This is a genomic window from Roseovarius sp. MMSF_3350 (genome assembly GCF_030733425.1).
Lineage (GTDB): Bacteria > Pseudomonadota > Alphaproteobacteria > Rhodobacterales > Rhodobacteraceae > Roseovarius.
The window spans coordinates 226697-251426 of record NZ_JASHIZ010000002.1 but is presented as its reverse complement, the minus strand read 5'-3'; the positions used below and the strand labels follow the sequence as shown (position 1 = coordinate 251426).

At 62.4% G+C, this 24730-nt stretch carries 27 protein-coding genes, 1 tRNA gene and 1 pseudogene; 16 read left to right on the top strand and 13 right to left on the bottom strand.

Features of this window, described 5'->3' with window-relative positions; genetic code table 11:
* Positions 1–7 precede the first annotated feature (7 nt).
* From RBB31_RS03855 to RBB31_RS03815, 9 genes are all read right to left on the bottom strand, one after another.
* Complete coding sequence (locus RBB31_RS03855) at positions 8–1969, bottom strand: portal protein (RefSeq protein ID WP_306127931.1); 1962 nt, start codon at positions 1967–1969, stop codon at positions 8–10.
* Positions 1966–3294: a DNA-packaging protein gene (locus RBB31_RS03850; RefSeq protein WP_306127930.1), complete on the bottom strand. Its 1329-nt coding sequence runs from the start codon at positions 3292–3294 to the stop codon at positions 1966–1968. Before RBB31_RS03850 ends, RBB31_RS03855 begins: the two co-directional genes overlap by 4 nt.
* Positions 3251–3769 carry a hypothetical protein gene (locus RBB31_RS03845; protein ID WP_306127929.1) on the bottom strand — a complete coding sequence of 173 codons (519 nt, stop codon included), beginning with the start codon at positions 3767–3769 and terminating at the stop codon, positions 3251–3253. The genes RBB31_RS03850 and RBB31_RS03845 overlap by 44 nt, the downstream gene beginning before the upstream one ends.
* Before the next feature lie 93 nt (positions 3770–3862).
* Positions 3863–4276 (bottom strand): HNH endonuclease signature motif containing protein, encoded by a 414-nt coding sequence (locus RBB31_RS03840; protein ID WP_306127928.1) that lies wholly within the window; start codon positions 4274–4276, stop codon positions 3863–3865.
* A 92-nt stretch (positions 4277–4368) separates the two neighbouring features.
* Positions 4369–4444: transfer RNA gene (locus tag RBB31_RS03835), tRNA-Gly, on the bottom strand.
* 276 nt (positions 4445–4720) lie between these two features.
* Positions 4721–5416, bottom strand: coding sequence for a hypothetical protein (locus RBB31_RS03830; RefSeq protein ID WP_306127927.1), 696 nt, complete (start codon positions 5414–5416; stop codon positions 4721–4723).
* Between the two features lies 1 nt (position 5417).
* A complete protein-coding gene (locus tag RBB31_RS03825) occupies positions 5418–5621 on the bottom strand; it encodes a hypothetical protein (protein WP_306127926.1) in 204 nt (67 codons plus the stop codon).
* Between the two features lie 117 nt (positions 5622–5738).
* A complete protein-coding gene (locus tag RBB31_RS03820) occupies positions 5739–5963 on the bottom strand; it encodes a hypothetical protein (RefSeq protein ID WP_306127925.1) in 225 nt (74 codons plus the stop codon).
* Positions 5964–5972: 9 nt separating this feature from the next.
* Positions 5973–6419 carry a hypothetical protein gene (locus RBB31_RS03815; protein WP_306127924.1) on the bottom strand — a complete coding sequence of 149 codons (447 nt, stop codon included), beginning with the start codon at positions 6417–6419 and terminating at the stop codon, positions 5973–5975.
* Positions 6420–6533: 114 nt separating this feature from the next.
* On the opposite strand from RBB31_RS03815, the gene RBB31_RS03810 reads away from it, so the two are divergent.
* From RBB31_RS03810 to RBB31_RS03780, 8 genes and pseudogenes are all read left to right on the top strand, one after another.
* Positions 6534–6722: a hypothetical protein gene (locus tag RBB31_RS03810; protein WP_306127923.1), complete on the top strand. Its 189-nt coding sequence runs from the start codon at positions 6534–6536 to the stop codon at positions 6720–6722.
* A gap of 366 nt (positions 6723–7088) precedes the next feature.
* Positions 7089–7682: a Lar family restriction alleviation protein gene (locus tag RBB31_RS03805; RefSeq protein ID WP_306127922.1), complete on the top strand. Its 594-nt coding sequence runs from the start codon at positions 7089–7091 to the stop codon at positions 7680–7682.
* Positions 7672–8226, top strand: a complete 555-nt coding sequence (locus RBB31_RS03800; protein WP_306127921.1) for a hypothetical protein — start codon at positions 7672–7674, stop codon at positions 8224–8226. Before RBB31_RS03805 ends, RBB31_RS03800 begins: the two co-directional genes overlap by 11 nt.
* On the top strand, positions 8216–8455 hold the full coding sequence (locus RBB31_RS03795; RefSeq protein ID WP_306127920.1) for a hypothetical protein: 240 nt from the start codon (positions 8216–8218) through the stop codon (positions 8453–8455). The genes RBB31_RS03800 and RBB31_RS03795 overlap by 11 nt, the downstream gene beginning before the upstream one ends.
* Positions 8445–8720, top strand: coding sequence for a hypothetical protein (locus RBB31_RS03790; protein ID WP_306127919.1), 276 nt, complete (start codon positions 8445–8447; stop codon positions 8718–8720). The genes RBB31_RS03795 and RBB31_RS03790 overlap by 11 nt, the downstream gene beginning before the upstream one ends.
* An 80-nt stretch (positions 8721–8800) precedes the next feature.
* A complete protein-coding gene (locus tag RBB31_RS03785; RefSeq protein ID WP_306127918.1) occupies positions 8801–9064 on the top strand; it encodes a hypothetical protein in 264 nt (87 codons plus the stop codon).
* Between the two features lie 49 nt (positions 9065–9113).
* Positions 9114–9251, top strand: a pseudogene (locus RBB31_RS20550) (helix-turn-helix domain-containing protein); the annotation flags it as partial.
* Positions 9252–9274: 23 nt separating this feature from the next.
* The gene (locus RBB31_RS03780; RefSeq protein WP_306127917.1) at positions 9275–10267 is read left to right on the top strand and encodes a site-specific integrase; all 993 of its coding nucleotides are present in this window, start codon (positions 9275–9277) and stop codon (positions 10265–10267) included.
* 136 nt (positions 10268–10403) lie between these two features.
* On the opposite strand, the gene RBB31_RS03775 is transcribed toward RBB31_RS03780, so the two are convergent.
* Together RBB31_RS03775 and RBB31_RS03770 are read right to left on the bottom strand one after the other, a co-directional pair.
* A complete protein-coding gene (locus RBB31_RS03775) occupies positions 10404–10949 on the bottom strand; it encodes a hypothetical protein (RefSeq protein ID WP_306127916.1) in 546 nt (181 codons plus the stop codon).
* 54 nt (positions 10950–11003) lie between these two features.
* Complete coding sequence (locus RBB31_RS03770; protein WP_306127915.1) at positions 11004–11474, bottom strand: Lrp/AsnC family transcriptional regulator; 471 nt, start codon at positions 11472–11474, stop codon at positions 11004–11006.
* Between the two features lie 123 nt (positions 11475–11597).
* On the opposite strand from RBB31_RS03770, the gene putA reads away from it, so the two are divergent.
* The 3 genes from putA (at position 11598) to RBB31_RS03755 (ending at position 16390) form a co-directional block, all read left to right on the top strand.
* Positions 11598–15044, top strand: a complete 3447-nt coding sequence (putA, locus tag RBB31_RS03765) for a bifunctional proline dehydrogenase/L-glutamate gamma-semialdehyde dehydrogenase PutA (protein ID WP_306127914.1) — start codon at positions 11598–11600, stop codon at positions 15042–15044.
* 228 nt (positions 15045–15272) lie between these two features.
* Complete coding sequence (locus tag RBB31_RS03760; protein WP_306127913.1) at positions 15273–16019, top strand: rhomboid family intramembrane serine protease; 747 nt, start codon at positions 15273–15275, stop codon at positions 16017–16019.
* Entirely contained in the window at positions 16016–16390 is a 375-nt protein-coding gene (locus RBB31_RS03755; protein ID WP_306127912.1) for a GFA family protein, read from the top strand. Before RBB31_RS03760 ends, RBB31_RS03755 begins: the two co-directional genes overlap by 4 nt.
* A 6-nt stretch (positions 16391–16396) precedes the next feature.
* Here the strand turns inward: RBB31_RS03755 and RBB31_RS03750 are convergent, their stop codons facing one another.
* Entirely contained in the window at positions 16397–17185 is a 789-nt protein-coding gene (locus RBB31_RS03750; RefSeq protein WP_306127911.1) for an inositol monophosphatase family protein, read from the bottom strand.
* 148 nt (positions 17186–17333) lie between these two features.
* On the opposite strand from RBB31_RS03750, the gene RBB31_RS03745 reads away from it, so the two are divergent.
* The 4 genes from RBB31_RS03745 (at position 17334) to RBB31_RS03730 (ending at position 22723) form a co-directional block, all read left to right on the top strand.
* On the top strand, positions 17334–17951 hold the full coding sequence (locus RBB31_RS03745) for an HD domain-containing protein (protein ID WP_306127910.1): 618 nt from the start codon (positions 17334–17336) through the stop codon (positions 17949–17951).
* 160 nt (positions 17952–18111) lie between these two features.
* Positions 18112–21198: a valine--tRNA ligase gene (locus RBB31_RS03740; RefSeq protein WP_306127909.1), complete on the top strand. Its 3087-nt coding sequence runs from the start codon at positions 18112–18114 to the stop codon at positions 21196–21198.
* A 196-nt stretch (positions 21199–21394) separates the two neighbouring features.
* Positions 21395–22501: a pyridoxal phosphate-dependent aminotransferase gene (locus tag RBB31_RS03735; RefSeq protein WP_306127908.1), complete on the top strand. Its 1107-nt coding sequence runs from the start codon at positions 21395–21397 to the stop codon at positions 22499–22501.
* A gap of 42 nt (positions 22502–22543) precedes the next feature.
* A complete protein-coding gene (locus RBB31_RS03730) occupies positions 22544–22723 on the top strand; it encodes a hypothetical protein (protein ID WP_306127907.1) in 180 nt (59 codons plus the stop codon).
* Here RBB31_RS03730 and RBB31_RS03725 read toward each other — a convergent pair.
* Entirely contained in the window at positions 22720–23916 is a 1197-nt protein-coding gene (locus RBB31_RS03725; protein WP_306127906.1) for an alanine--glyoxylate aminotransferase family protein, read from the bottom strand. The genes RBB31_RS03730 and RBB31_RS03725 overlap by 4 nt on opposite strands.
* A 128-nt stretch (positions 23917–24044) precedes the next feature.
* On the opposite strand from RBB31_RS03725, the gene RBB31_RS03720 reads away from it, so the two are divergent.
* Complete coding sequence (locus tag RBB31_RS03720; RefSeq protein WP_306127905.1) at positions 24045–24728, top strand: tyrosine-protein phosphatase; 684 nt, start codon at positions 24045–24047, stop codon at positions 24726–24728.
* The last annotated feature ends 2 nt before the right edge of the window (positions 24729–24730 follow it).

The following is a 24730-nucleotide window of genomic DNA, read 5'->3' as shown; positions in this document are numbered from 1 at the left end:
TTTTACCTTAGAAAGTGGGGCGTGGCCCCTGTTGCATCGCGCCTTGAAGCGCACGGGCGACTTCCTGTTGGACAATCTGTCCAATCGCCGCGTTTAGCTGGCCGTTTTTCGCGGCCAATTCCAATTGCTCGTTCATGACCTCGAATTGCGCCTTCTGGGCGTCAAATCCGGCCTCTTTCGCCTCGGCTTGACCCTTTTCAATCTCGGCCATGACCTTGGCTTGCTCGATCTGCGCCGCCTGCTGCTGTTGCTGCATTGCGGCCTGCATCTGCTGCTGTTCCTCGGGCGAAAGGTCGTCCATGTCCCGAATACCGGGGGGCAACATTTTCTTGAGCCGGTCTGCAAATTCATCCGCGCCGGGCCAATCCATGTTTTTCGCAATCAGGTCCGCCGTGGCTGCGCCCGCTGCCGGGAATGCACGCACGAACTCAATCATGCTCTCCGCCGCCTCCTGACGCTTGGTCGAGTAGTTCGGGCCGACCGATATTTTCACGTCATACTTGCCGATGGTCAGGCTGTTGACCGGCACCGGGCCGTCAATGGTCATCTGCATTCCGTTGATCGGCACCATCTTCTCCGCGTCGTCCTTGCCAAGAATGCGAATGATGCGGTTGGTGTCGTATACCTTCGGAATCATGTTGACGATAATGCGCCCCGAACACGCCACGGCCTTGGCTACGTTGTCCGAGTAGATCGACGTGGACACATCGCTTTCCATCTGGCGCTGACGAATGGCAACACCTGACTTCTCGTTGCTCTGATTGCCGAGTGCCGCGTCATAGACGCCTGTGGTGCCCTTCAAGTCTTCCGCAGCGGTCATGACCTCCTGCATCATGCCTTGCGATGCAATGGGCGGTGTGGCCCTCTGCGGCACGCCAGGGGCCTTATCATCCGGGTTGTACGGCAGGTAAGGCCGGTTGCTGTCGTTGGCCTGATTCCAGAATGTCTCAAACCCGGCAACCTGCTTGGGCGTGACCAGATACGGGGCTTTGGGCTGCAATGCCACAAGTTCCGTCTGTGCCGAACGCCAGTAGTTATAAAGCTGCTGCGGATCTTTGGCGAAACGAATGACGCTGGTGCGCTGAACGCGGTCGCCTACATGCAGCTCCTCGCCCATGACACCGACAACAGGAATATAATCGCACGGGATTTCCTGCGGGCCTTCCAGCACTTCCTTACCGCTGATCTTGGCCCACATGACCTTGTGAGACTTGACCTTGCGCTTGCGAACGATGTTGAGCGGCGCAACCGGATCACGCACAACCTGACCGCTCGGAAGCAAGCCAAGTTCGTATTCTTCCGGCTCCTTCCAGAAATACTCCGCGACAACCATAGAGCCTTCGTTTTGCCAGTGCTCCAAGCCGTCCGTCTCGGCGTCGTTCTCCATGTCAACCAGGGCAGCTTTGGGGTACGCCTTCCTGAAGTCGTCCTTGCGCATTTGCTCGGTGATAAAGCAGTAATCCGCATCCTCGCGCGTTGACATGCGGGCCTGCGGGTCGAAGTACACAGAGAACGGATTGTGGATCCGCTCAATTTTGATGACCTGATTAAAGCTGTCGTCGTCCTCGTATTCCGTGCGGATGCGGAAATAGCCCATCGAACACGCCGCAGCGCTTTCCCCTGCCGATTCATAAACTGACGTGGCATCCGAGGCGTACTGGATGTGCCGCACCAGACCTTCAACAATCTCGGCCACGTCCTGCGATGCTTCACTGTCCCCCGGAAGCACGTTGATGGACGGGTTCATGCGGCGAATATCGCCCGTTACCTGCCGCACGAATTGCGGAAGCCTGTTGATCGTCAGGCAGGGCCGCCCCTCTTGCTCACGCGACTGGCGGATATCATCAGGCCACTGGTGCCCTGCAATAGCCTCAAGGTCGTGCAGCGCCTCCTCGCGGTTCTCACGATCCGCGTCTACTGCCTCGTCCATGCGGTCGAGCGCGGCGCGTATAATATCGTCTTTCTTCATGCGCCTAACCAGCCCCCGCCGCCCCTGCGGCCAATGTTGAATTTCGACGCATCCGGCACCGTGTCCACCATGTCGGGGAACAACTCGGACATGGCCCAGACCAGCGAGTCCGCCCGGTCAGGTGAATCCTCGCCCTGGTAGCCTTCATTCGTGAATTGCGTCATTTGGTTCTCAAGTTCCGGGAAATGCCCAACATGGCGCACCCGGCCCTGTGCGTAGAGCGCCGCTATCGGCTCTGCCCTTACGTGCTTGCCCTTGGTGGCCCTGACCTCGATCACGTTGACGTTGGGGGCCACCGCGCGGATCGTGTGGGCAATCATGTCGCCGCCGTTGTTGACCTCTGCAACAATGGCGTCCGCCTTATGCTTGTGATACATGGCAATGGCTTGCTTGGCCCAATCCATCGGTGAGCCGCTTATGCTGCCGTCCTCGATCACATAACCCGTCTGATCGGAGGCGCGGCCACAGGCCACAATCCCGTGTTCATCGCTGTCCTCTGTGTTCGTCACAGCCGGATCAATCGCAACGACCGTGCGCTCCAACTCAGGCGCGACACCCTCGCGATATGCGTCTATGTCTTTTTGCGACCAAAGCGCCCCCGGCAAGTCCCCGAGGATTTCCGCGTTAAGTTCCTGCCTGCCCAGCCGTGTCCCGGCGTAGCGGTCGTAAACCTTCTTGATGAAGCTTTTTGCGAGGTTGGCCTTGTTGTCGAGCGTTGAGCCGCGCGTGACGTGGACCCTGCCCTCTTGCCCTGCCACGATAGCCTTGATGAGTTCCGTTGGCCGGGGCGTTGTTGTAACGCATACCTTCGGATGATCCCCAAGCCGCAAACCGAATTGCAGCATGTCCCACGTTTCCCGAGCGTAGCGATACTTCGCCAACTCATCGACCCAGGCCGTATCAAACTCAGGGCCGCGAAGCTGGTTCGGCTCTGTCCCGTTGTACCCCAGCGCCTGTGCCCCGTTGGGCCATGAAATACGCACGGGCTTGAACCGGGCCTTTGCCTCGGGGCAAACCTTCAGGATGCGGGCAACCATGACTTCCTCAAGGTCTTTTTGCGTTTCCGCTATGAGCGCAATGCTTTGAGCGCCCGCCGCAACCTGCTCCTTGACCCACTGTGCGCCGCTTTCCGTCTTGCCGAAACCACGGCCAGCCAGAACGCACCAGATATCCCAGTCACCTTCCGGCGCGACTTGCTCCGGCCTTGCCAGAAACCCGCGCCAATCTGTGAGTAGGGCCTTGGCCTCCTGATCGGTGAGTTGGGAAAGCGCCGCCGCCCTCTCACTCTCCGTCAGGCTCGCCAGACGTTCCGCTGCGCTCTGCAATGCTATCCAGGTATGCAGCCAGCTTGGCCGCGCCCTGCCCTACTTCTTCTGTTTGAATGGGCGGCATGTCCGCGTCACCACCAAGGGCCAGCTTGTCGCCAAAGACCTTCGGCAGTGCTTTCGACAAAAGCCACTTGCGCGTATCGACCCTCAGTCGTGACCGCTGAACGTGGTCGCCGTTGTACTTGTCGCCGCCTTCTTCATCGACAACCCAATCGTTCCGGCCATCGTCTGCAATCTCAAGAAGTTCATCGGCCATTGCGAGGTATCCAGCCTCTCTAGCCTTTGTGTATTGCGTATAAAATCCTTCACGATCTTCCGCCGCCCAGAGGCGCACCGTGCTTTCGTGCGGCATACCTTCATCGCGACAAACCGCCCTGAGGGTTTCGCCCGTCATGAGCCTTGCGCAGATTTCGTCAGCGACTTCTTGCGAATAGATTGACGGACGCCCACGCGCCTCGACTGCCTCTGTCATTGCTGCCCCTTACGACGCGACCGGCGCTTGCGGAATGCAAGGTTGGCCTTCGCGCCTGCTAGGTGTTGGTATGCTTCTTGCCTGCGGCCTTGCTCATGCTGCCGCCTCACTTCCGTGCCTTTCGGAGTACCCATTTTGCCTGTTGAACTCCGCACGAGCGGCGATGGCATCTTCAAGATCTTCAAAATACCCAATATGTTTTTTGCGGCCATCGGCACCGCCAGACACCTGCCACTTACCGTAACGCTCGTACCAGTAAATGCCGTTATGCCCGCTGGTGTTATTGGACTTCATTTTAGAATTTCGAGAATTCTTTGAACTATTCACATCACGCAAGTTACCGATACGATTGTCCGCACGGTCGCCGTTGATGTGGTCAATCTGGCCCTTGGGCCATTTCCCGTAGTAGACAACCCAGGCCACACGGTGAGCCTTAAGCATCACGCCGCCAATAGCACCTTGACGATTTCCCCGCATTTCTCGCCGCGAACGACTTACACCAGCCATAATGGCGTCACTCTATGGCTTAGCGTGTCTGCGATTTTCCACGCCGCCGCTGAAATAGAAAAAGCCACCCCGGTTAGGAGGTGGCTGTGTGTTGGAGCGGACAGAGGGAATCGAACCCTGCTCACGAAGGCTTGGAAGGCCCCGGACTTGTCCCGCAAGCTTGTCCGCTGAATCCAGATGCGCTGTGCGCAGGGCTGGTGACTTGTTGAGCGCGGCGAGGGTGATCAACTTCCCCGGCCAGATTGCGGGCTGGTCTCTGTGCGCCCGTCGAGCCCGCGCTCATGAAGGTGTGCCGCCTGCGTGCAATTTGCTACGTGAGCCATCAGGCCATTAAAACGACACACCCACATCAACGCGGCTGAATCAAAAAAGCAGGCAAAACGCAAAATCTCGCCCACCTCTCCGACGATACCCACAATAGGGCAATTAGATTTACAGTCAACCCTACAGTTCAAGCGCGTCCGCCAATCTCGTTAGTGCCTCCTGCATGTGTTCAATGCCCTTGCGATAGTTCCTGCCGCGATAGCATTTGAGTTCACCCGGCCCATTGCCCCGAACGCAGATGCAATCCAGTAGCGCCCGGTCCTTGCTATGAATAAGCCCAAAGATCGAGGTGAACTTGCTGATCCGGTCCATCAGGATTGCGATGTGCTGGTCAGGCTTGGGCGACGTATCCACCTGGATTGCCTTGATAGCTGGTGGGCTTTTTTCCGTCTGCTCATAGGCCATGCGCACGGCCAAGGCGGCAAGCACTTGACGTTGTTCCAGAATGCCCCGCCTTTGATATTGCTCCACCATGTCGATGCGCCGCGCCCGCTTTACCCCGTTGGGGTTGATCTTCTTGCCCGTGAGCGGGTCTGTGTAGTCCGCAGGCTCAATGACGGGGGTATACCCGTTAGACCGCATCCAGTTGGCTGTGACGCGCTGTGCGTGCTGCTTGCGGGCCGCGTCGGCCTTCTTGTCACCAGTGGGTTCCTCCGCCTTCCTGACGGCCTCTCGCGCCTTTGGATTGCGCATGAGGTGGCTTCGAAACTCACGCACGATCCTTGGCACGTCTCCGAGAACCGCCAGCGTCTGTGACCCCATGTCCCACGTTGTCGCGGGGGTGTAGGGTTTTGCCTTGCCTGTTGATTTTGCCATGCTACTCGTCCCTCTGAAAGTGCAGTTCCGCCCGCTCCTTTGCGGTTGCCCCGATCTGCCTCCGCAGCGTGTTGATATACTTCTGGTCCTGCTCATGCATCCGCTGTAAGTCCTCCACCCGCTTGCGTAGCCCCACGTTCTGCGCGGTGAGTTCGGCGTTGCGCTTTTCCAGGCGAAGGATGCGGATTTCGTCTTCATCGGTCATTGTGCTGCCACCATCAGTAGATCCTCGTATCGTCCCCATTGCGTTGCGATTGCCTTCGCCATGCCGGGAAGCGCAGCAATACATTTGCCGTCATGCTCAACCCACGGCCCCCACTCCTCAGACATTGGTCACCTCCCACGGCTCCGCCGGTAGCGACACGTCCATCTTGTGCGTCTGCTCGGCGTAGCTGCTGCCCGGCGCGTAGCGCTCTACCTGGACGACCCTGCGGCCCTCTTTCGGTGCCACGCGGAACCGATGGCGCAGGCAACGGTTGTTAGCGTATTTGCCAACCGCCGTGCAGCCGGGGTATGTGCAGGTCTTTCTGTAGTATTGGTCGCTCATGTCATCACCTCAAAACGGAATTGGGTCGCCATGCTCGAAAAACTCCGGCGTCAGCTTGATGTCCGGCAGTTTCGAGATTTCGGCGTGGGGGGAATGATGCTTGGCGGCTTCGACCAGGACGCTGTTCGCATAACCGCGCAGCGCCATGGCGGCTTCCCGCATCGTGAATAACTTCAAATCCGGGCGGCGCTCCCTGATGCGGGCCTGGTCCTCGATGTCCTGCACGATGCCGAACTTGAAGCCGTCCAGATCGAACTCCCAGACATCGCCCGGTTCTGGGTTGTGCCCTGCAGCTTCGGCCTCCTGGTTCATGGCGGCGAGACCCCTCATGCAGACCTGCGCCCGCTTGGCGACTTCCTCGGGGTCGTCGGCCTCCATCGCCGCATTCAGCTTCGCCATGGCCGAACCGTATTTCTGCGCCGTCTCGACGCTGACCAGTTCGGGGAACCCCGGCATAGGTGACGTGCGTTTCCCTGACGGCTGGCACTATTCGGACCCGATTACAGGCTGCACCTACTGCCCCGAATGCTGGGCGGAAATCATTGCTGCCGAGCCGGAGGAGGCAGCCCAATGACCCACCTCACCGAAACCACCACCCGCGACAAACCGGACCTGATCAACCCCGAACTTGAGAGCGCGGATTACTTCGGCCTACCGGGGGAGAAACGCGCCCCTCCCGGTTCCTGGCTGGGCTGGGTCATTATTGGATCGGCGCTGTTCTGGATCTTCGTGGCGCTATGGGGAGCGGGAGTGGTGTGATGCGTGATGGAAGGCCGATGTTTCACAATTTTCGCCCATACCGCATTCGTGGATGGCTGCTTGAAATAGCGTATATCCGCGTCACCCGTGCCATCTGGGGGCCACCCATACATGAACACGATTGGGTAGTGGGTTGTAAGTGTGGCCATCCAGTCTGCGAAGCTTGGAGGCCAGTTTTTTCTTATCTGCGCATTCGGAGTGGCGTCGTTTGACCACCCGCGCCTTTTTGAAACTCCCCCTTGGCCAGTGGACGTGGCGCACCCATGCACCCAAGGCACAGCAAAAGGCGATCTTTTAGGAAGGCTTGTGGAAGAGCCTGTCGGGCGTGTTGGGAAAGCGCCCGGCTACAACAATGGAGATGAGACGATGACTGACGAAGCGCCGGAACTGCTGCCCTGCCCGTTTTGTGGGGTGCCGCCACGGATAAGGCTGGGGAAGAAAGGTTCGTGCCAGATGCACGGAGACCCCTTCCAGCCTGTTGTGATCGAATGTGATTATTCGCAATGCAGGCGCGTTGTAATGGTATCCGCCGGAGACGTGTACAATGGCGGAGAGCAAAAGGCCCGCCGTGAAGCAGCCGAAGCGTGGAACACCCGAGACACCCGCCAGCAGGCCGAGGCCGTGGGGGCAGCGTATGAGGCGGCTGCGGCTTCTTTCGATAAGCAAGCCGAGGAAGCCGAAGAGCAAGAGAAATTGCTACCCCTATTCAATGACCGGGCAAGGGAGCACCTTCTACGCGCGGCAAGTGAAGCCCAGCGTTCTGCGTCTCGCATCCGCACCCTCACCCCCTCCGACGCCACCGCCGCGCTGGAACGTGTGAAGCGGGAGGCATTCGAGGCGGGGCTTCGAGCGGCACGAAATGCGTCCCTTCAAGCGCAATATCACGACGACAGGGACGACACTGTTGCGGCTGACGCAATCGACAGCCTTACCGCGAAAGGAACCCCCGATGACCAATGACACCGCACCGGAACTGATTGCCAACGAAAACCCGCACGGAGTGACCACCATTCGGGACTTCATGGTTCTCCTTGTTGACGCGATGAGGGGATACACTTGTGAATTTTCCGCTGACCCAGAACAACACAAGCAGGATTACGACTATTTTGATACCATGTTTGCGGAGTGTTTCAGCCGCTCCATAGCCAGCCAGCGGGACGAGGCCGTGGGGGCAATGGTGGAGGGGGCGGCACATCTCGTCGAATCGGCTTTCGCGTGTCGGTCTTGCGGAAAGGTTTTCTTGCCGTCTGACCCGCACACTGATGAAGACTGCCCCAAAGATCTCGCAGACTGGGATGTAGCCGATCCCGAGCAAGTTGCAGAAGCCATCCGCGCCCTCACCCCCTCCGACGCCACCGCCGCGCTGGAAACCCGTGACGCGCGGGTATGGGATGCGGCGATAGAGGCGGCGGTACAGAAACATGAAGAGCTTTGGCGGGAGACTGACGCCTATAAACGCGACCAAATCCGCGCCCTCAAGAAAGGAACCCCCGATGCCCCTTAAGAAAGACGCGACGAAAACGATTGAACTTGGGTGGGGCGCAAAGCCTATCTCCGAACAATTCCCACAACTTGATAAAAAAGAAGTGGATCACTTCCAGCGAGACAGCGAAGATTTAAGCCGCCTCAAGATACGCGGGCTGATTTCTCACACTGAACACCGTAAGGCTGTTTCTCGGTTCGCCAAGAAGGTTTCAGCGGCCCTTAAGAAAGGAACCCACGATGCCCCATGACCAGCGACTGACGGACCCGGAGCAGTGGTTGCAGAAAGCTGAATGCCTGCTGAAATCTTACGAGCACGATGTGTTCCAAAAGAAGGTTTCGCCTGAAGCTTACGAAGTCATCCGCGCCCTATCCGCCGCGCTGACGGCTTTGGACCTAGAGAAGATCGAGATTGTCTGCGGATTTCTACAGCACCACCCAACGCTCAAGGGAACAGCCATGGCGCGGCGGGCCGGTGAAATTTCGAAGGCAATAACTGAAATGGAGGGGAAATAATGTTCCGTTGGATATGTCGTTGCCGCCGATGCAAACGCGCCCGCGCCCGTGCGATGCTGGCTGACCGGGGAGAGTGAGGGATGGTTGAGAAAAGCGAGACAGAAAAATACGAGCCGGTAACGGTCGGCGTCGAGACGCAAATTCTCGGGCGCGCCGTCGAGGCGCTAATAGCGCTTTCCGACGACTTGGAGGCCGAGCTTCGCGCTAGGTATCCAGAAGAGGTCTTGAAATACGCGTCCGAGGCTCGACGCTATCGGCGCGACATGCAGGCGGTCCAAGATGGCCGGCGCAGTATTCAGGAGTTGAACAGGATTCCGGGTTTCTGCTGGGTGGGGGATGACTGATGCTCCTGGCCGTTAAGGACACGACTGCCGCCCGGATGCTGGATATGCCATGATGACTGTATGCGAAATAGCACGGGAATGTTCCCTTTCCCCTCGCACTGTGGCAAGGATGTGCGCTAATGGGGAGATTCCGGCGTACAAGCTGGGCCGTCACTGGCGCGTGGATCGTCGGGACTTCCTGCGCTGGCTCAGGTCAAACAAGACGGCACAATGGCGACAGTTTACAAGCGTGGAGACATCTGGTGGGTCCGCTTCCAATGGCGCGGGAAGGAAATCCGCAAGTCAGCTAAAACGACTGTTAAGCGAGAAGCCAGAGAATATCTCGCGGAACTTCAATCCCAGTATCGCAGGTTAGATCACGGGGGCAGGCCGCGCATTCCATTTGAACAAGCCGCTATCGCCTACATCGAAGAACACGTCTCCCGGAAAAAGCTTTCAACAATCTCTTTCTATCAAAACTGCCTGAGCGTTCTACAAGAGGAATTCGGGCAAAACTATCTGGACGAAATCACGCGCGGCAAGATAGCCTCATTCGAGGCGAAAAAACTCCGTACGTTATCCCCGGCGAGAGTGAAGCACTACCGTGCTACCCTGTCAGGTCTATTCAAGGTTGCATTAAATCACGAATGGATTGATGCGAACCCGTGCCGGGATCTGAAGCCGATAACCCTTCAGAACGCTAGGTTTCGCTTTCTGACAAAGCGAGAATGGCAAGCGCTCAAGTCCGCCTTGCCCGAGCCGTGGAAAAGCGTGGCGGAAATGTCTGTCCTTCGAGGGATGCGCCTGGGCGAAATCTTGAACATGAAATGGGCCGACATTGACGAGATTACCGATACGATCACCCTGCCAGACACAAAGAGCGGTAGGCCACGCACGATTCCTCTGGAGAACGCCGTAGACGTTCTGGACCGCCAACCATCACAGACGGGGCGATGGGTATTCAGTAATGCGAAGGGCAGACCATTCCGCGTGGACAACGCCAGTAAGCGGATCAACAAGATTGCGCGAGATGTGGGGATCAAGGACTTCACCACGCACGACCTACGCCACACTTTCGCGTCGTGGTATGTCCAGCGTGGCGGCGACCTGTACCGGCTGCAACTCATTTTGGGGCATACCGGCCCCGCCATGACGCAGAGATACGCGCACTTGCGGGTTGATGATTTGCGAGAAACGCGCACAAAAACCGGCACACTGCACTAGAGATTTTTCGGGAAGAACGTTGACTTAAAACAATTTTTGCCGTAGGTTCGAACCTATGACAAAAGATTTTAAGTCTCCTGTGTCTACCATTCCACCACGCGGGCACGGCCCCCGTCGTAGCGTGACGCCTGTCCGATCACAACTCTTCTTCGCCCTGCTCCAGCACCGGCAAGAGGTGCCGCTCGCCCAACCACGGGTTCAGCGCCAGCGCGCGCCGCAGCGCCAGCGCCGCCTCACCGTTGCGGCCCAAGGCGTGCAGGGTCAGCGCCTGCCCCGTCCGCGCCGCGACGTGGCGCGGCTGCAATTCCACGGCCCGTGCAAGGTCCGGCAACGCCGCCTCGAAATCCTGCCGCAGGAAATGGATGAAGGCCCGCTGGTTGTACCCTTCCGCATAGTCCGGACAATAGGCCACCAGCGCCTCCGCCGCCGTCATCGCCGCGTCATGGTCATACGCCTCGCGCCGCGCCATCGCCTCGTCCAGCAACCCTTGCGCCTTGGCATCCGGCGCTTCTGCCCACAGCGCCCACATCTTGTCCGACAGCGCCCGTCCCGCCGCCTCGTCCGGCGCATCCTGCGCGGCCTCGATCAGCCGCGACAGTTCCGCCGAATGGTCAGGCGCTTCCGGACAGGTCCCGGCCCAGGCCGGGCCGGCCAGCACGCAGGCAATCACCAAAATTCTCATGGGATCAATGATGCGCCCCGACCCCCGCAAGATCAACGCGCAAATCCACCCGGTTCAAAAGACCTCCGACAGCGCGTTCTCCTTCACCGCCTCCATCGCCACGTAGGTCGAGGTTTTCGACACGTGCGGCAAGGTGCTGATCTGTTCGGCCAGCACCCGGCGATAATCCTGCATGTCCTGCGTCCGGATCTTCATCAGGTAATCGAAATTCCCCGCGATCAGATGCACCTGCTCGATCTCGGGGATCAGCTTCACCGCCGCGTTGAACTCCGCCAGCGCAGTTTCCCGCGTGTCGGTCAGGCTGACCTCCACGAAACTCACGTGATCCATCCCCAGCCGGATCGGGTCCACCAGCGCCCGATAACCCGAGATCACCCCATCCCGTTCCAGCCGACGCAGCCGCGCCTGCGTCGGCGATTTCGACAGCCCGATGCGCCCGGCAAGCTCGGTGATACTGATGCGCCCCTCCGCCACCAGCACGCGAAGAATCGCCTTGTCGAACTGATCAAGCTCGCTTGCATCCATTTGACTTGTCTCCCCCGTGAATTACCGTCCTTTTGGCCCGCGAAACGCCACCAATCGGGAAATCAGATCAGATATACAGTGGTACACTAGTCCAAACCGCCACCCCCCAGCAAGAGGACCGCAATGCCCTACGATTCCGACCTGCGCCGTGTGATCGACCAGACCACCTATGCCGAAGAGGCCGAAACCGTCGCCCGCCTGACAGAGCAGGCCGGGCTGTCGCAAGAGGACCGCGCGCGCATCTCGAAATCCGGCGCCGACCTCGTCCGCCGCATCCGCAACCAGTCGGATCCCGGCCTGATGGAGGTCTTCCTGGCCGAATACGGCCTCTCCACCGACGAGGGCATCGCGCTGATGTGCCTGGCCGAGGCGCTCCTGCGCGTGCCCGACGCCGACACGATCGACGCCCTGATCGAGGACAAGATCGCGCCCTCGGACTGGGGCAAGCACATGGGCCACTCCACCTCGCCGCTGGTCAACGCCTCCACCTGGGCCTTGATGCTGACCGGCAAGGTGCTGAAGGACGAAAACCCCGGCCCCGTCGGCCACCTGCGCGGCGCCATCCGCCGCCTGGGCGAGCCTGTCATCCGCACCGCCGTCGGCCGCGCCATGCGCGAAATGGGCCGCCAGTTCGTGCTGGGCGAGACCATCGAGTCAGCCATGGACCGCGCCGCGAAGATGGAAAAGAAAGGCTACACCTACTCCTACGACATGCTGGGTGAGGCCGCGCGCACCGACGCCGACGCCATCCGCTATCATCTTGCCTATTCCCGCGCGATCAGCGCCATTTCCAACGCCTGCACGCACAAGGACATCCGCAAGAACCCCGGCATCTCGGTCAAGCTCTCGGCCCTCCACCCCCGCTACGAGGTCGCGCAGCAGCATCAGGTCATGGACGTGCTCATGCCCCGCCTGCGCTCGCTCGCCATCCTCGCGAAATCCGCCCGCATGGGCCTCAACATCGACGCCGAGGAGGCCGACCGCCTGTCCCTCTCGCTCGACGTGATCGAAGCCACGCTCTCCGAGCCCTCCCTGGCCGGATGGGACGGCTTCGGCGTCGTGGTGCAGGCCTATGGCCAGCGCGCTTCCCACGTGCTCGACTACCTGCACGATCTCGCGCAAAAGCTGAACCGCCGCATCATGGTCCGCCTTGTCAAAGGCGCCTACTGGGACACCGAGATCAAGCAGGCCCAGGTCGAAGGCATCGACGGCTTCCCAGTCTTCACCTCGAAACCGGCCACCGACATTTCCTACATCGCCAACGCGCGCAAGCTCCTGACGATGACCGATCACATCTACCCGCAATTCGCCACGCATAACGCCCACACCGTGGCCGCCATCCTCGATATGGCGCGCGAGATGGACAAGGGCACCGAGACCTTCGAGTTCCAGCGCCTGCACGGCATGGGCGAGGCGCTGCACAACATCGTCATGAAGGACCACGGAACCAACTGCCGCATCTATGCCCCCGTCGGCGCCCACCGCGACCTGCTCGCATACCTCGTCCGCCGCCTGCTGGAAAACGGCGCCAACTCCAGCTTCGTCAACCAGATCGTGGACGAGGACGTGGCCCCCGAAACCGTCGCCCGCGACCCGTTCAAGGCGTACGCGGACGACCGCCCGCAACTGCCCACCGGGCCCGAGCTGTTCCTGCCCGAACGCCCCAATTCCCAGGGCTTCGACCTCAAGCACCAGCCGACCCTCGACATGATCGAGGCCGCCCGCGGCCCCTTCGCCAACGCCACGTGGAACGCAGCACCGCTGATCGCGGGCAAAGCGTCTCCGAACGCGCCCGAGGCGGTCTCCAACCCCGCCGACCCCTCCGACAGCCCAGGCACCGTCGCCACCGCCAGCAAGGAAGACATCGAAACCGCCCTCTCCGCCGCCGCGCCGTGGGACGCGCCCATCGAGGAGCGCGCCCGCATCCTCAACGCCGCCGCCGACCTCTACGAGGAAAACTTCGGCGAGATCTTCGCCATCCTCGCCCGCGAGGCCGGCAAGACCCCGATGGATGCCGTGGCCGAACTGCGCGAGGCGGTGGATTTCCTGCGCTACTACGCCGCCAACGCGCCGCAGGATCCGCCCGTGGGCACCTTCACCTGCATCAGCCCGTGGAACTTCCCGCTGGCCATCTTCACCGGCCAGATCAGCGCCGCGCTCGCCGCCGGCAACGCCGTGCTCGCCAAACCGGCGGAACAGACCCCGCTGATCGCCCATTACGCCATCTCGCTGATGCTGAAGGCCGGCGTGCCGGAAACCGCCGTGCAACTCCTGCCCGGCGCGGGCGACGTCGGCGCGGCGCTCACCTCCGACCCGCGCGTCGGCGGCGTGGCTTTCACCGGCTCCACCGAAACCGCGCTCAAGATCCGCGCCACCATGGCCGACACCCTCGCCCCCGGCGCACCCCTCATCGCCGAAACCGGCGGCCTCAACGCCATGATCGTCGATTCCACCGCCCTGCCCGAACAGGCCGTGCAGGCCATCGTCGAATCCGCCTTCCAGTCGGCGGGCCAACGCTGCTCCGCCCTGCGCTGCCTCTACGTGCAAGAGGACGTGGCGACAGGCTTCACCGAAATGCTCACCGGCGCCATGGACGCGCTTTCCATGGGCAAACCGTGGTCGCTCTCCACCGATGTCGGCCCGGTCATCGACGAAGAGGCCCGCCAGGGCATCGCCGCCCATATCGATGAGGCCCGCGCCGACGGCCGTCTCATCCACGAGATCCCCTCGCCGAACTCGGGCTGCTTCATCGCGCCCACGCTCATCAAGGTGAACGGGATCGAGGACATGCAGCGCGAGATCTTCGGCCCCGTCCTGCACATGGCGACCTTCAAGTCACGCGACCTCGACCGCGTCATCGACGCCATCAACGGCACCGGCTACGGCCTGACCTTCGGCCTGATGACCCGCATCGACGACCGCGTCCAGCACGTGACCGAGGCGGTGCATGCCGGCAACATCTACGTCAACCGCAACCAGATCGGCGCCATCGTGGGCAGCCAACCCTTTGGCGGCGAAGGGCTTTCGGGAACCGGCCCCAAGGCGGGCGGCCCCAACTACCTCGCCCGCTACACATCCCGCCCCGCCGAGCACTCAGATGCCACCTGGGACAGCACGATGGACGCAAAAGCCCTCCAATCCGCGCTCGACAAGGCCGCCAAGACCCACACGCCCCAGCCGGTCGAGGCCATCGTCCTGCCCGGCCCCACCGGCGAGTCGAACCGCCTCACGGCCCACGCCCGCCCGCCGCTCCTCTGCCTCGGCCCGACCAAGGAGATTGCCGAGGCGCAGGCCAAGGCGGTCGAGGCCCTGGGCGGCCGCGCCCTGCGCGCCACCGGCCATGTCGACGCCGACGCGCTCACCACGCTCTCGGGCTTTTCCGGCGCGCTCTGGTGGGGCGATGCCGACACGGCCCGCGCCTACGCATCGGCCCTCAGCCAGCGCAATGGCCCGATCCTGCCGCTGATCACCGGAATGCCGGACACCGGCCACGTGATGGGAGAACGGCATGTCTGCGTCGACACCACGGCGGCAGGCGGCAACGCGGCCCTGCTGGGTGGCGTCGCCTGAGCCACAGCCGGCACCCCGGCTTTTTCTTGCCGAAAATACTCACATCCCGCCGCCCGCCATCGGGCGCGGGGTCTAAGCCATGGCACAGCGCCCGCCACCCCGCCCATTTTCTGCGCAGAAAATGGCCTGGAAAATACGCATTTTCCAAAACAGAATTTGCGCAAATTCTGCCCGCCCCATCCCACGCGCCAGCTTGACTGTCCCGCGGCGCGCGGCCACTTTGCGCACATGATCCCCATACGCGACCATAACCCCTCGGGGCGTACCCCTTTCGTCACCTACGGGCTGATGGCGCTCAATATCGGGATCTTCCTCAGTTACTTCCCCGCCCTTTCGGGCGATCCCCGGGCGCTGATGCTGTTCTATTACGACTGGGCCATGGTCCCGGCGCTGGTCACGACCGAAGGCACTTACAGCACACTCCTGACGTCGACCTTCCTGCACGGCGGCTGGATGCACCTTGCCGGCAACATGCTCTTCCTGTGGATTTTCGGCGACAACATGGAAGAGGAGTTCGGGCACGTGGGCTACCTGATCTTCTACCTCGCCTGCGGACTTGCCGCCAGCGGGGCGCAGCTCGTCTCGGCCCCGCTCAGCCAGGTGCCCACCGTCGGTGCCTCGGGCGCCATCGCCGGTGTGATGGGCGGCTATCTGCTCCTGTTCCCCAAGGCCAAGATCGACATCTTCATCTTTCTCGTCTTCATCATCCGCATCATCTCGGTCCCCGCCTGGATCATGCTGGGCCTGTGGTTCTTCTTCCAGCTTTTCGGCGGCGCGGGCAGCAGCGCGGACGATGGCGGCGTGGCCTACTGGGCCCATGCCGGCGGCTTCGTCGCCGGTCTGGTCCTGACCCTGCCGCTCTTCCTGCGCCGGGGCGGTCCGGCCTATTGGGACCGCACCGAAGGCCACCCGCCCCATCCGGAAGCGAAATACAAGCTCAGCCGCACGAACATCCCCAAGGTCACCCGCAAATGACCCGGCACAAGGCCAGCTGCCATTGCGGCGCGGTGCGCTTCACGGTCGATATCGACGGCCCCATCGAAGGCGCGATGCGCTGCACCTGTTCCTTCTGCCGCCGCCGCGCCGCTCCCAATATCAGCGTGCCGCTCGACCGCCTGACGATCACAGACGGCGCCGACAACCTCACGCTCTACACCTGGGGCACCGGCACGGCACAGCACTATTTCTGCAAGACCTGCGGGATCTACACCCACCACCAGCGCCGCTCGGACCCCAATGAATACGGCGTGAACCTGGGCTGCATCGACGGCCAGAACCCGGCCCATTACGAGCCGATTCCGTGGAACGACGGCGTCAACCACCCCTCCGACGCGAAACCGGCCTGAGCCGCCTTACGCGTTGCGAATGATCCCGGCGAACTTGTCGAAAATCGCCTCGTTGGCGCAGACCACGTCGCCCCGCTCCAGCAACTCGGCGCCCGGCGTCAGCGGCTCGACGAACCCGCCCGCCTCTTTCACGATGATCACGCCCGCGGCGATGTCCCAGGCGTTCAGCCTGCGCTCCCAGAACCCCTCGTAGCGGCCCGCCGCCACATAGGCCATGTCCAGCGCCGCCGATCCCCAGCGCCGCACGCCCGCGCAGGTCGGCATCAGCCGCGCCAGGTCCTGCAAGGTCGCCGGCAGGTCGCCGCGCCCGCCAAAGGGCACGCCGGTGGCAAAGATCGACTCGATCATCTTCGACCGCCCCGACACCCGCAGCCGCTTTTCATTGATGAACGCACCTTCGCCCCTCTCGGCCAGGAACATCTCGTCCTTGGCGGCGTCAAAGATCACGCCCGCCACGACCTGCCCCTTGTGCTCCAGCGCGATCGAGACGCACCAATGCGGCAGCCCGTGCAGGAAATTCGTTGTCCCGTCCAGCGGGTCCACGATCCAGCGCCGCGTCGGGTCCTTGCCCTCTTCCTCGCCACCTTCCTCGGCCAGCCAGCCATAGGTCGGCCGCGCGCCCATCAGCTCTTCCTTCAGGATCGCCTCGGCCGCGATGTCGGCGCGGCTGACGAAATCGCCCGCACCCTTCATGCTGACCTGCAGGTTCTCGACCTCGCGGAAATCCTTGACCAGCGACCGCCCCGCCTTGCGCGCGGCTTTCAGCATGATGTTGAGATTGGCACTGCCGGGCATGTCTGGGGCTCCTTTGGGGTCAGGCCGCGCGTATACGCGGGCCTGCTCCAGCCTGCAAGAGGCCGCAGACGCCGGTGCGGCGACACCCCCTTTCCACCCGGCCGCCCTGCCCGTAGGTTGGCACCGCAACGGCAACAGGAGTCGGTGCATGGACAAGGTCAGCTTCACCCAGATGAAGGACGGCACGAAGGAGGATTACGAATTCCTCAACGAGCACGAGATCGACCATACGAAACACACCGCCAAGCGCCTGATGAAGGCGCTGGTGGAGCTGGATGAAAGCCTGTCGGGCTACCAGATCACGCGCCTCGGACATTCCCTGCAATCGGCCACCCGCGCCTGGCGCGACGGCGCGGATACCGACTGGGTCGTGGGCGCGCTTCTGCACGATATCGGCGACATCTACGCGCCCTACAATCACGACGAATACGCCGCCACGATCCTGAAACCCTTCGTGCGCGAACAGGTCACCTGGTGCGTCGCCACCCATGGCGATTTCCAGATGCTCTATTACGGCCACCACCTCGACGGGGCCGACCCCAACAAGCGCGACCGCCACGCCGGCCATGCCTATTTCGACGACTGCGCCGAATTCTGCGAACGCTGGGACCAGGCCTCGTTCGATCCCGGCTACGACACCCTGCCGCTCGAGTTCTTCGCGCCCATGGTCGAGGAGATCTTCGCCCGCACACCCTATGACCCGCAGGTGATCCGCCCCGGCGCGCGCGAACCGCTGGTGAACCCCGAGGTGGCGGCGGCGCGCTGACGCTGCGGTCGGGGCCGAGGGGCCAGCCCCTCACGTTGAAACTGCGTTTCAACGCTCACCCCGGGATATTTTCGGCCAGAGGAAAAGCCTGCCTCTTTCCCTCGCCCCGCGCTTTCGGTATTCGACCCAAGACCTTATTTCCAAGCACGGGACCTGCATCATGGCGATGGAAAAGACCTTCAACGCAGCCGAGGCTGAACCGCGCCTCTCGACCGCCTGGGAAGAGAGTGGCGCCTTCAGGGCCGGCGCCAATGCCAAACCCGGCGCCGACACCTATTCCATCATGATTCCGCCGCCCAACGTGACGGGCAGCCTGCACATGGGCCATGCCTTCAACAACACGTTGCAGGACATTCTCATCCGCTGGCACCGGATGCGCGGCTTCGACACGCTCTGGCAGCCCGGCACCGACCACGCCGGCATCGCCACGCAAATGGTGACCGAGCGCGACATGGCCGCCAACGGCGAGCCCACGCGCGTCGAGATGGGCCGCGAAGACTTCGAGAAACGCGTCTGGGAACAGAAGATCAAGTCCCGCGGGACCATCATCGGGCAACTCAAGCGCCTCGGCGCTTCCTGCGACTGGTCGCGCGAGGCGTTCACCATGTCCGGCGCCCCCTCGGCCCCCGAGGGCGAGGAGGGCAATTTCCACGACGCCGTCATCAAGGTCTTCGTGGATATGTATAGGAAGGGCCTGATCTATCGCGGCAAGCGGCTGGTCAACTGGGACCCGCATTTCGAGACCGCCATTTCCGATCTCGAGGTCGAGAACACCGAGGTCGCGGGCCACATGTGGCACTTCAAGTACCCGCTGGCGGGCGGGGCCACCTATACCTATGTCGAGCGCGACGAGGACGGAAACGTTACCCTCGAAGAAGAGCGCGACTATATCTCCATCGCCACCACGCGCCCCGAGACCATGCTTGGAGATGGCGCCGTTGCCGTTCATCCGTCAGATGAACGCTACGCGCCAATAGTCGGTAAACTCTGCGAAATTCCCGTTGGCCCCAAGGAGCACCGCCGCCTGATCCCGATCATCACCGACGACTACCCAGACCCCGATTTCGGCTCGGGCGCGGTCAAGATCACCGGCGCGCATGACTTCAACGACTATGCCGTGGCCCAGCGCGGCGGCATCCCGATGTACCGCCTGATGGATACCAAAGGCGCCATGCGCGACGACGGCGCGCCTTACGCCAGGATGGCCGAGGTCGCCATGGCGGTGGCCAAGGGCGAGCGCACCCTGACCGAGACCGAGGCCGACACGATCAACCTCGTCCCCGACGACCTGCGCGGGCTGGATCGCTTCGAGGCCCGTGAAAAGGTCGTCCAGCAGATCACCGAAGAGGGTCTGGCGGTCAATGTTGAGAATGATCAAGGCGAGCTGGTCCCGCTTGTGGAAAACAAGCCGATCATGCAGCCTTTTGGCGACCGCTCGAAGGTCGTGATCGAGCCGATGCTGACAGATCAGTGGTTCGTGGCCACCGACAAGATCGTCGGCCCCGCCATCGAGGCGGTCAAATCCGGCGAGGTCACCATCCTGCCGGAACAGGATCGCAAGGTCTATTTCAACTGGCTGGAAAACATCGAGCCGTGGTGCATCTCGCGCCAGCTCTGGTGGGGGCACCAGATTCCGGTCTGGTACGGGTTCGACCTGACCGCGCCGGACTTTCGCGATGCCGAAGGCGACGGGGCCCTCGATCTCGTTGAAATGCTTGAGGTTCTCAACGAAAGCCACTTTGCGCCCCTGATGGAATGCGCCCACGACTTCGAGACCACTGCGCAAGCCTTCGCGGCACAGCTCACCGACCTGCCCACGCCCCTGCAATCCATGACCGTGGTCGAGGCGAAGGACCGCGAGGATGCCCTGCACAAGCTCGCCTCCAGCCTTGCCGACTACACCGCCAGCCAGGACCCCACGCATCTCGTCTACCCGGTCTGGCGCGACCCCGATGTGCTCGACACCTGGTTTTCGTCCGGTCTCTGGCCCATCGGCACGCTGGGCTGGCCCGAAAAGACGCCTGAGCTGGAAAAATACTTTCCCACCAGCGTGTTGGTCACCGGCTTTGACATCATCTTCTTCTGGGTCGCCCGGATGATGATGATGCAGTACGCCGTCGTGGGCGAAAAGCCGTTCTCGGATGTCTACGTCCACGCGCTGGTGCGCGACGAGAAGGGCAAGAAGATGTCCAAATCCCTGGGCAACGTGCTCGACCCGCTGGAGCTGATCGACGAATACGGCGCCGACGCCGTCCGCTTCACCCTGACGGCCATGGCCGCTATGGGCCGCGACCTGAAGTTGTCGCCGCAACGCATTGCAGGCTATAGGAATTTCGGCACCAAACTCTGGAACGCCGCCCGTTTCGCCGAAATGAACGAGGCGGTCGGCAGCACAGGTGCGATTCCGCAACCAAAGCAGACTGTAAACCGTTGGATTCTCGGCGAAACCGCCAAGACCAAGGCCATCGTCGATTCCGCGCTGGCGCAGTATCGCTTCAACGACGCCGCCAACACGCTCTACGCCTTCGTCTGGGGCACGGTCTGCGACTGGTACGTGGAGTTCTCCAAGCCGCTCCTGCTGGACGGCACCGGCGAGGTGAAGCGCGAGACGCAGGACACCATGGCCTGGGTCATCGACCAGTGCCTGATCCTGCTGCACCCCATCATGCCCTTCATCACCGAAGAGCTCTGGGGCACGCTGGCCAGCCGCGACGGCATGCTGATCCACGCCGACTGGCCCGCCTACGGCGACGAGCTGATCGACGCCGAGGCGGATGCCGAGATGAACTGGGTCATCGCCCTGATCGACTCGGTCCGCTCGGCCCGTGCGCAGGTCCACGTTCCGGTGGGCCTCTACACCCCGCTCCTCGTCACCGAGTTCTCCAAATCCGCGCGCCTTGCCTGGGACAACAATTCCACGATGATCAAGCGCCTCGCACGGATCGAAAACCTCGAAGTGGTCGACAGCTTCCCCAAGGGCTGCATCACCATCCCCGCCGAGGGCGCCAGCTTCGGCCTGCCCCTGGCAGACGTCATTGACGTGGCCGAGGAAAAGGCGCGGCTGGAAAAAACCCTCGGCAAGCTGGAAAAGGAACTGGGCGGCCTGCGCGGCCGGCTGAACAACCCCAAATTCGTCGAAAGCGCCCCCGAAGACGTGGTCGAGGAAGCCCGCGAGAACCTCGCCGCCCGGGAAGAGGAAGCGAGCAAGCTGCGCGCCGCCCTCGACCGGCTGGCCGAACTGGGCTGATCCCGCAATTTCATTGTTCCAAAAATACTCATAACGCCACGTCCGCCCCGGACGTGGCGTTAACCTTTCCGGGTGCCGGACAATGGCACCGACGCCCTACCACCCAAATACCGACGCGATACCGACACGGGATTCGAGCGTTAACCTCTCTACCCTTCGCCTTGCACCCGCCCCTTCTTTGACGTTACCTCTCCTCATGACCGGCCCACGCTATACCGATATCGTCCGCGCCCTGCCCGCCTCCGTGCCGTTCGTCGGCCCCGAGGTGCGCGAGCGCGAAACAGGCAAAGCTTTTGCCGCCCGCCTCGGCGCCAACGAGAACGTCTTCGGCCCCTCGCCCAAGGCCATCGCGGCGATGCAGGAGGCGGTAAACGACATCTGGAAATACAGCGACGCCACCAGCCATGACCTGCGCCACGCACTGGCGGCACACCACGGCATTGCCCCGGATAATATCGTTGTGGGAGAAGGGATTGACGGGCTTCTGGGCTATCTCGTCCGCCTGCTGATCGCCCCCGGCGATGCCGTCGTCACCTCCGACGGCGCCTACCCCACCTTCAACTATCACGTGGCGGGCTTCGGCGGCGACCTGCACAAGGTGCCCTACAAGGACGATCACGAGGACCCGTCCGCGCTGTTAACCAAGGCGAAAGAGGTTGGCGCGAAACTCGTCTACCTCGCCAATCCCGACAACCCGATGGGCACATGGCACGATGGCGCGCTGATCCGCGCGGCACTCGATGATCTGCCCACAGGCTGCCTTTTGATGCTTGACGAGGCCTATATCGAATTCGCCCCCGACGGCACCGCGCCGGAGATACCAATAGATGACCCGCGCGTCATCCGGATGCGCACCTTTTCAAAGGCTTACGGCATTGCCGGCGCCCGCATCGCCTATGCCATGGGTGCGCCCGACCTGATCCGGAGCTTCGACAAGATCCGCAACCATTTCGGCGTCAACCGCGTCGCCCAGGCCGGCGCCTTGGCCGCCTTGCAGGACGAGGCGTGGCTGACAAAAACGATCACCCGGATGGTCGAGGCCCGCGACCGCATCGCCGAAATCGCCGCCGCCAACGGCCTGCACAGCCTGCCCTCGGCGGCCAATTTCGTCGCTGTCGACTGCGGTCGCGATGGCGATTTCGCCCGCACGGTCCTGAACGAACTGATCGAACGCGATCTCTTCGTGCGCATGCCGGGCGTGGCCCCGCTCAACCGCTGCATCCGCATCAGCTGTGGCCGCCCGCAGGATCTCGACCTGCTGGAACGGGCTTTGCCCGAGGCGCTCGCCACGGCGCGCGCGTAAAATTTAACTGACAGCACCGAATCCGGCACTAAAATCGGGGGCATGAAACGTGGTCAGATGCCCGCCGCACCGAACTACACCAATGCCGCACTGGTCATGGGGCTGGTTAATTTGCTTTGGATTTTCATGGCCTTGTGGATGATGTTCGGCCTGCCCGTGGTCATGGCCGTGGGCTACGGGCTGAACCTGCTGATCACCCGATTCAGCCGCTCGAGCGCCTAGACCCCTGCCAGAACCCGCGCCGCCTGCTGCACCGCACCATCGCCATGCGCGATATTCAGCGCAGTCAGCCCCGCCTCGACAGCCCCCAGAACGCCCAGCAGCGCGTGACCGTTCAGATGCCCCATATGCCCGATCCGGAAATAGCCGGTGCTCCGCGGGTCGTCCTCGGTTTGCATGCCAAGCCCGATGCCCAGCGTCACCCCCATATGCGCCTCGACCCACTGGCGCAACTCTTCGCCCAAGGGCTTGCCGATCGCCACGGATGTCACGGCCCGGCTGCGGTGCCCCGCGTTCGCGATATTCAGCCGCAGCGGCCCCGCCGCCCCCCACACCTCGCACGCGGCCCAGACCGCGCGGGCCAGCCGTTCGTGCCGCGCCCAGACCGCCTCGAGCCCCTCTTCACCAAGCATATCAAGGGCTTCGCGCAGGCCGTAGAGGTGATGCGTCGGCGCCGTACCGCCGAAATACTGATAGAACATCTCCGGCTCGCTGCGCGGGCTCCAATCCCAATAGCGGCTCACACGCGGCATTCCGCGCCGCCGCTCGTCCGCCTTGTCGTTGAAAAAGACAAAGCCCAGGCCAGGCGGCGTCATCAGCCCCTTCTGGCTGCCCGCGACCATCACATCGACACCCCAGGCGTCCATCTCGAAGCGGTCGCAAGCCAGCGAGGCGATGCAATCGGCCGCCAAGAGCGCGGGATGGCCCACCGCGTCCATCGCCGCACGCACCGCCGCCACATCGTTCAGAACGGACGAGGACGTGTCCACATGCGTGACCAACACCGCCTTGATATCACGAGATTTATCCGCCCGCAGCGCATCCTCGACGGCTTGGCAGTCGACCGGCGCCTGCCGCCCGAAATCCAGCATCTGCACCTCCAGCCCCCGCGCCTCGGCCACCTCGGCCCAGCCGTGGCCGAACCGCCCCGTGGCCAGCACCAGCACCCGCTCACCCAGCTGCACCGTGTTGGCCAGGCTCGCCTCCCACGCCGCATGTCCGTTGCCGATATAGATCGCCCCATGGCCCTTGGTCCGCGCAACCCCGCACAGGTCCGCCACCAGGTCCGGCATCATGTCCACCAGCTCGCCCGCATAGATATTCGACGAGGCACGGTTCATCGCCCGCAGCACCCGGTCGGGCATGACCGAAGGGCCGGGAATGGCCAGGTAGGGGCGTCCGCCGGCACCACTCATCATGTGTCTCCACTTCCAGAATTGCGTGCAACTTAGCCGCATCCCCGCCGCCGTCAATCGCCCTTCCTTGCCATGGGCGCGGCCTGCCCCTACATGGGGGCGTCACCGGCAGACGGCGAAGGGCCTACATGAAATTCATCAAGCGGATCACGGACTGGGAACGGGCCTTGCGCGCCTCCTACAACACCGACCTGTCGACACCGGAAAACCGCCGCCGGGCGCGGATCTACAACCTGTGGTTCGACCACGAGATCCTGCGCGGTGTCTGGACCAACTTCTTTCAGATCGCGCCGGGCGTTTACCGCTCCAACCACCCGACGATGAAGCGATTTACGAAGATGAAGGAAGAGGGCATCAACACGGTGCTGAACCTGCGCGGCGAATTCCCGTCGGCGCATTACTTCACCGAGGTCGAAACCTGCGCCGCGCTGGGAATGAACCTCGTCAGCATCAGCCTGCAGGCCCGCCATGCCCCGCCCGCCGAAGACCTCTTGGCGCTGATCGACACGTTCCGCACGCTGGAAAAACCCTTCGTCATGCACTGCAAGTCCGGCGCCGACCGCGCCGGGCTCGCCTCGGCCATCTACCTTCTAGTGATCGAAGGCGCGCCGCTCGCGGTGGCCCGCCGCCAGCTTGGCCTGCGCTACCTGCATGTCCGGCGCTCCAAGACCGGCACGCTCGATCATATCTTCGACGTGTACGAGGCCCGCAATGCCCAAGATCCCATCTCCTTCGAGGATTGGCTGAAAACCGAATACGACCACCTCGCCCTGCAAGCCGATTACCAGGCGACCTACAAACCCTGGTTCTGAGC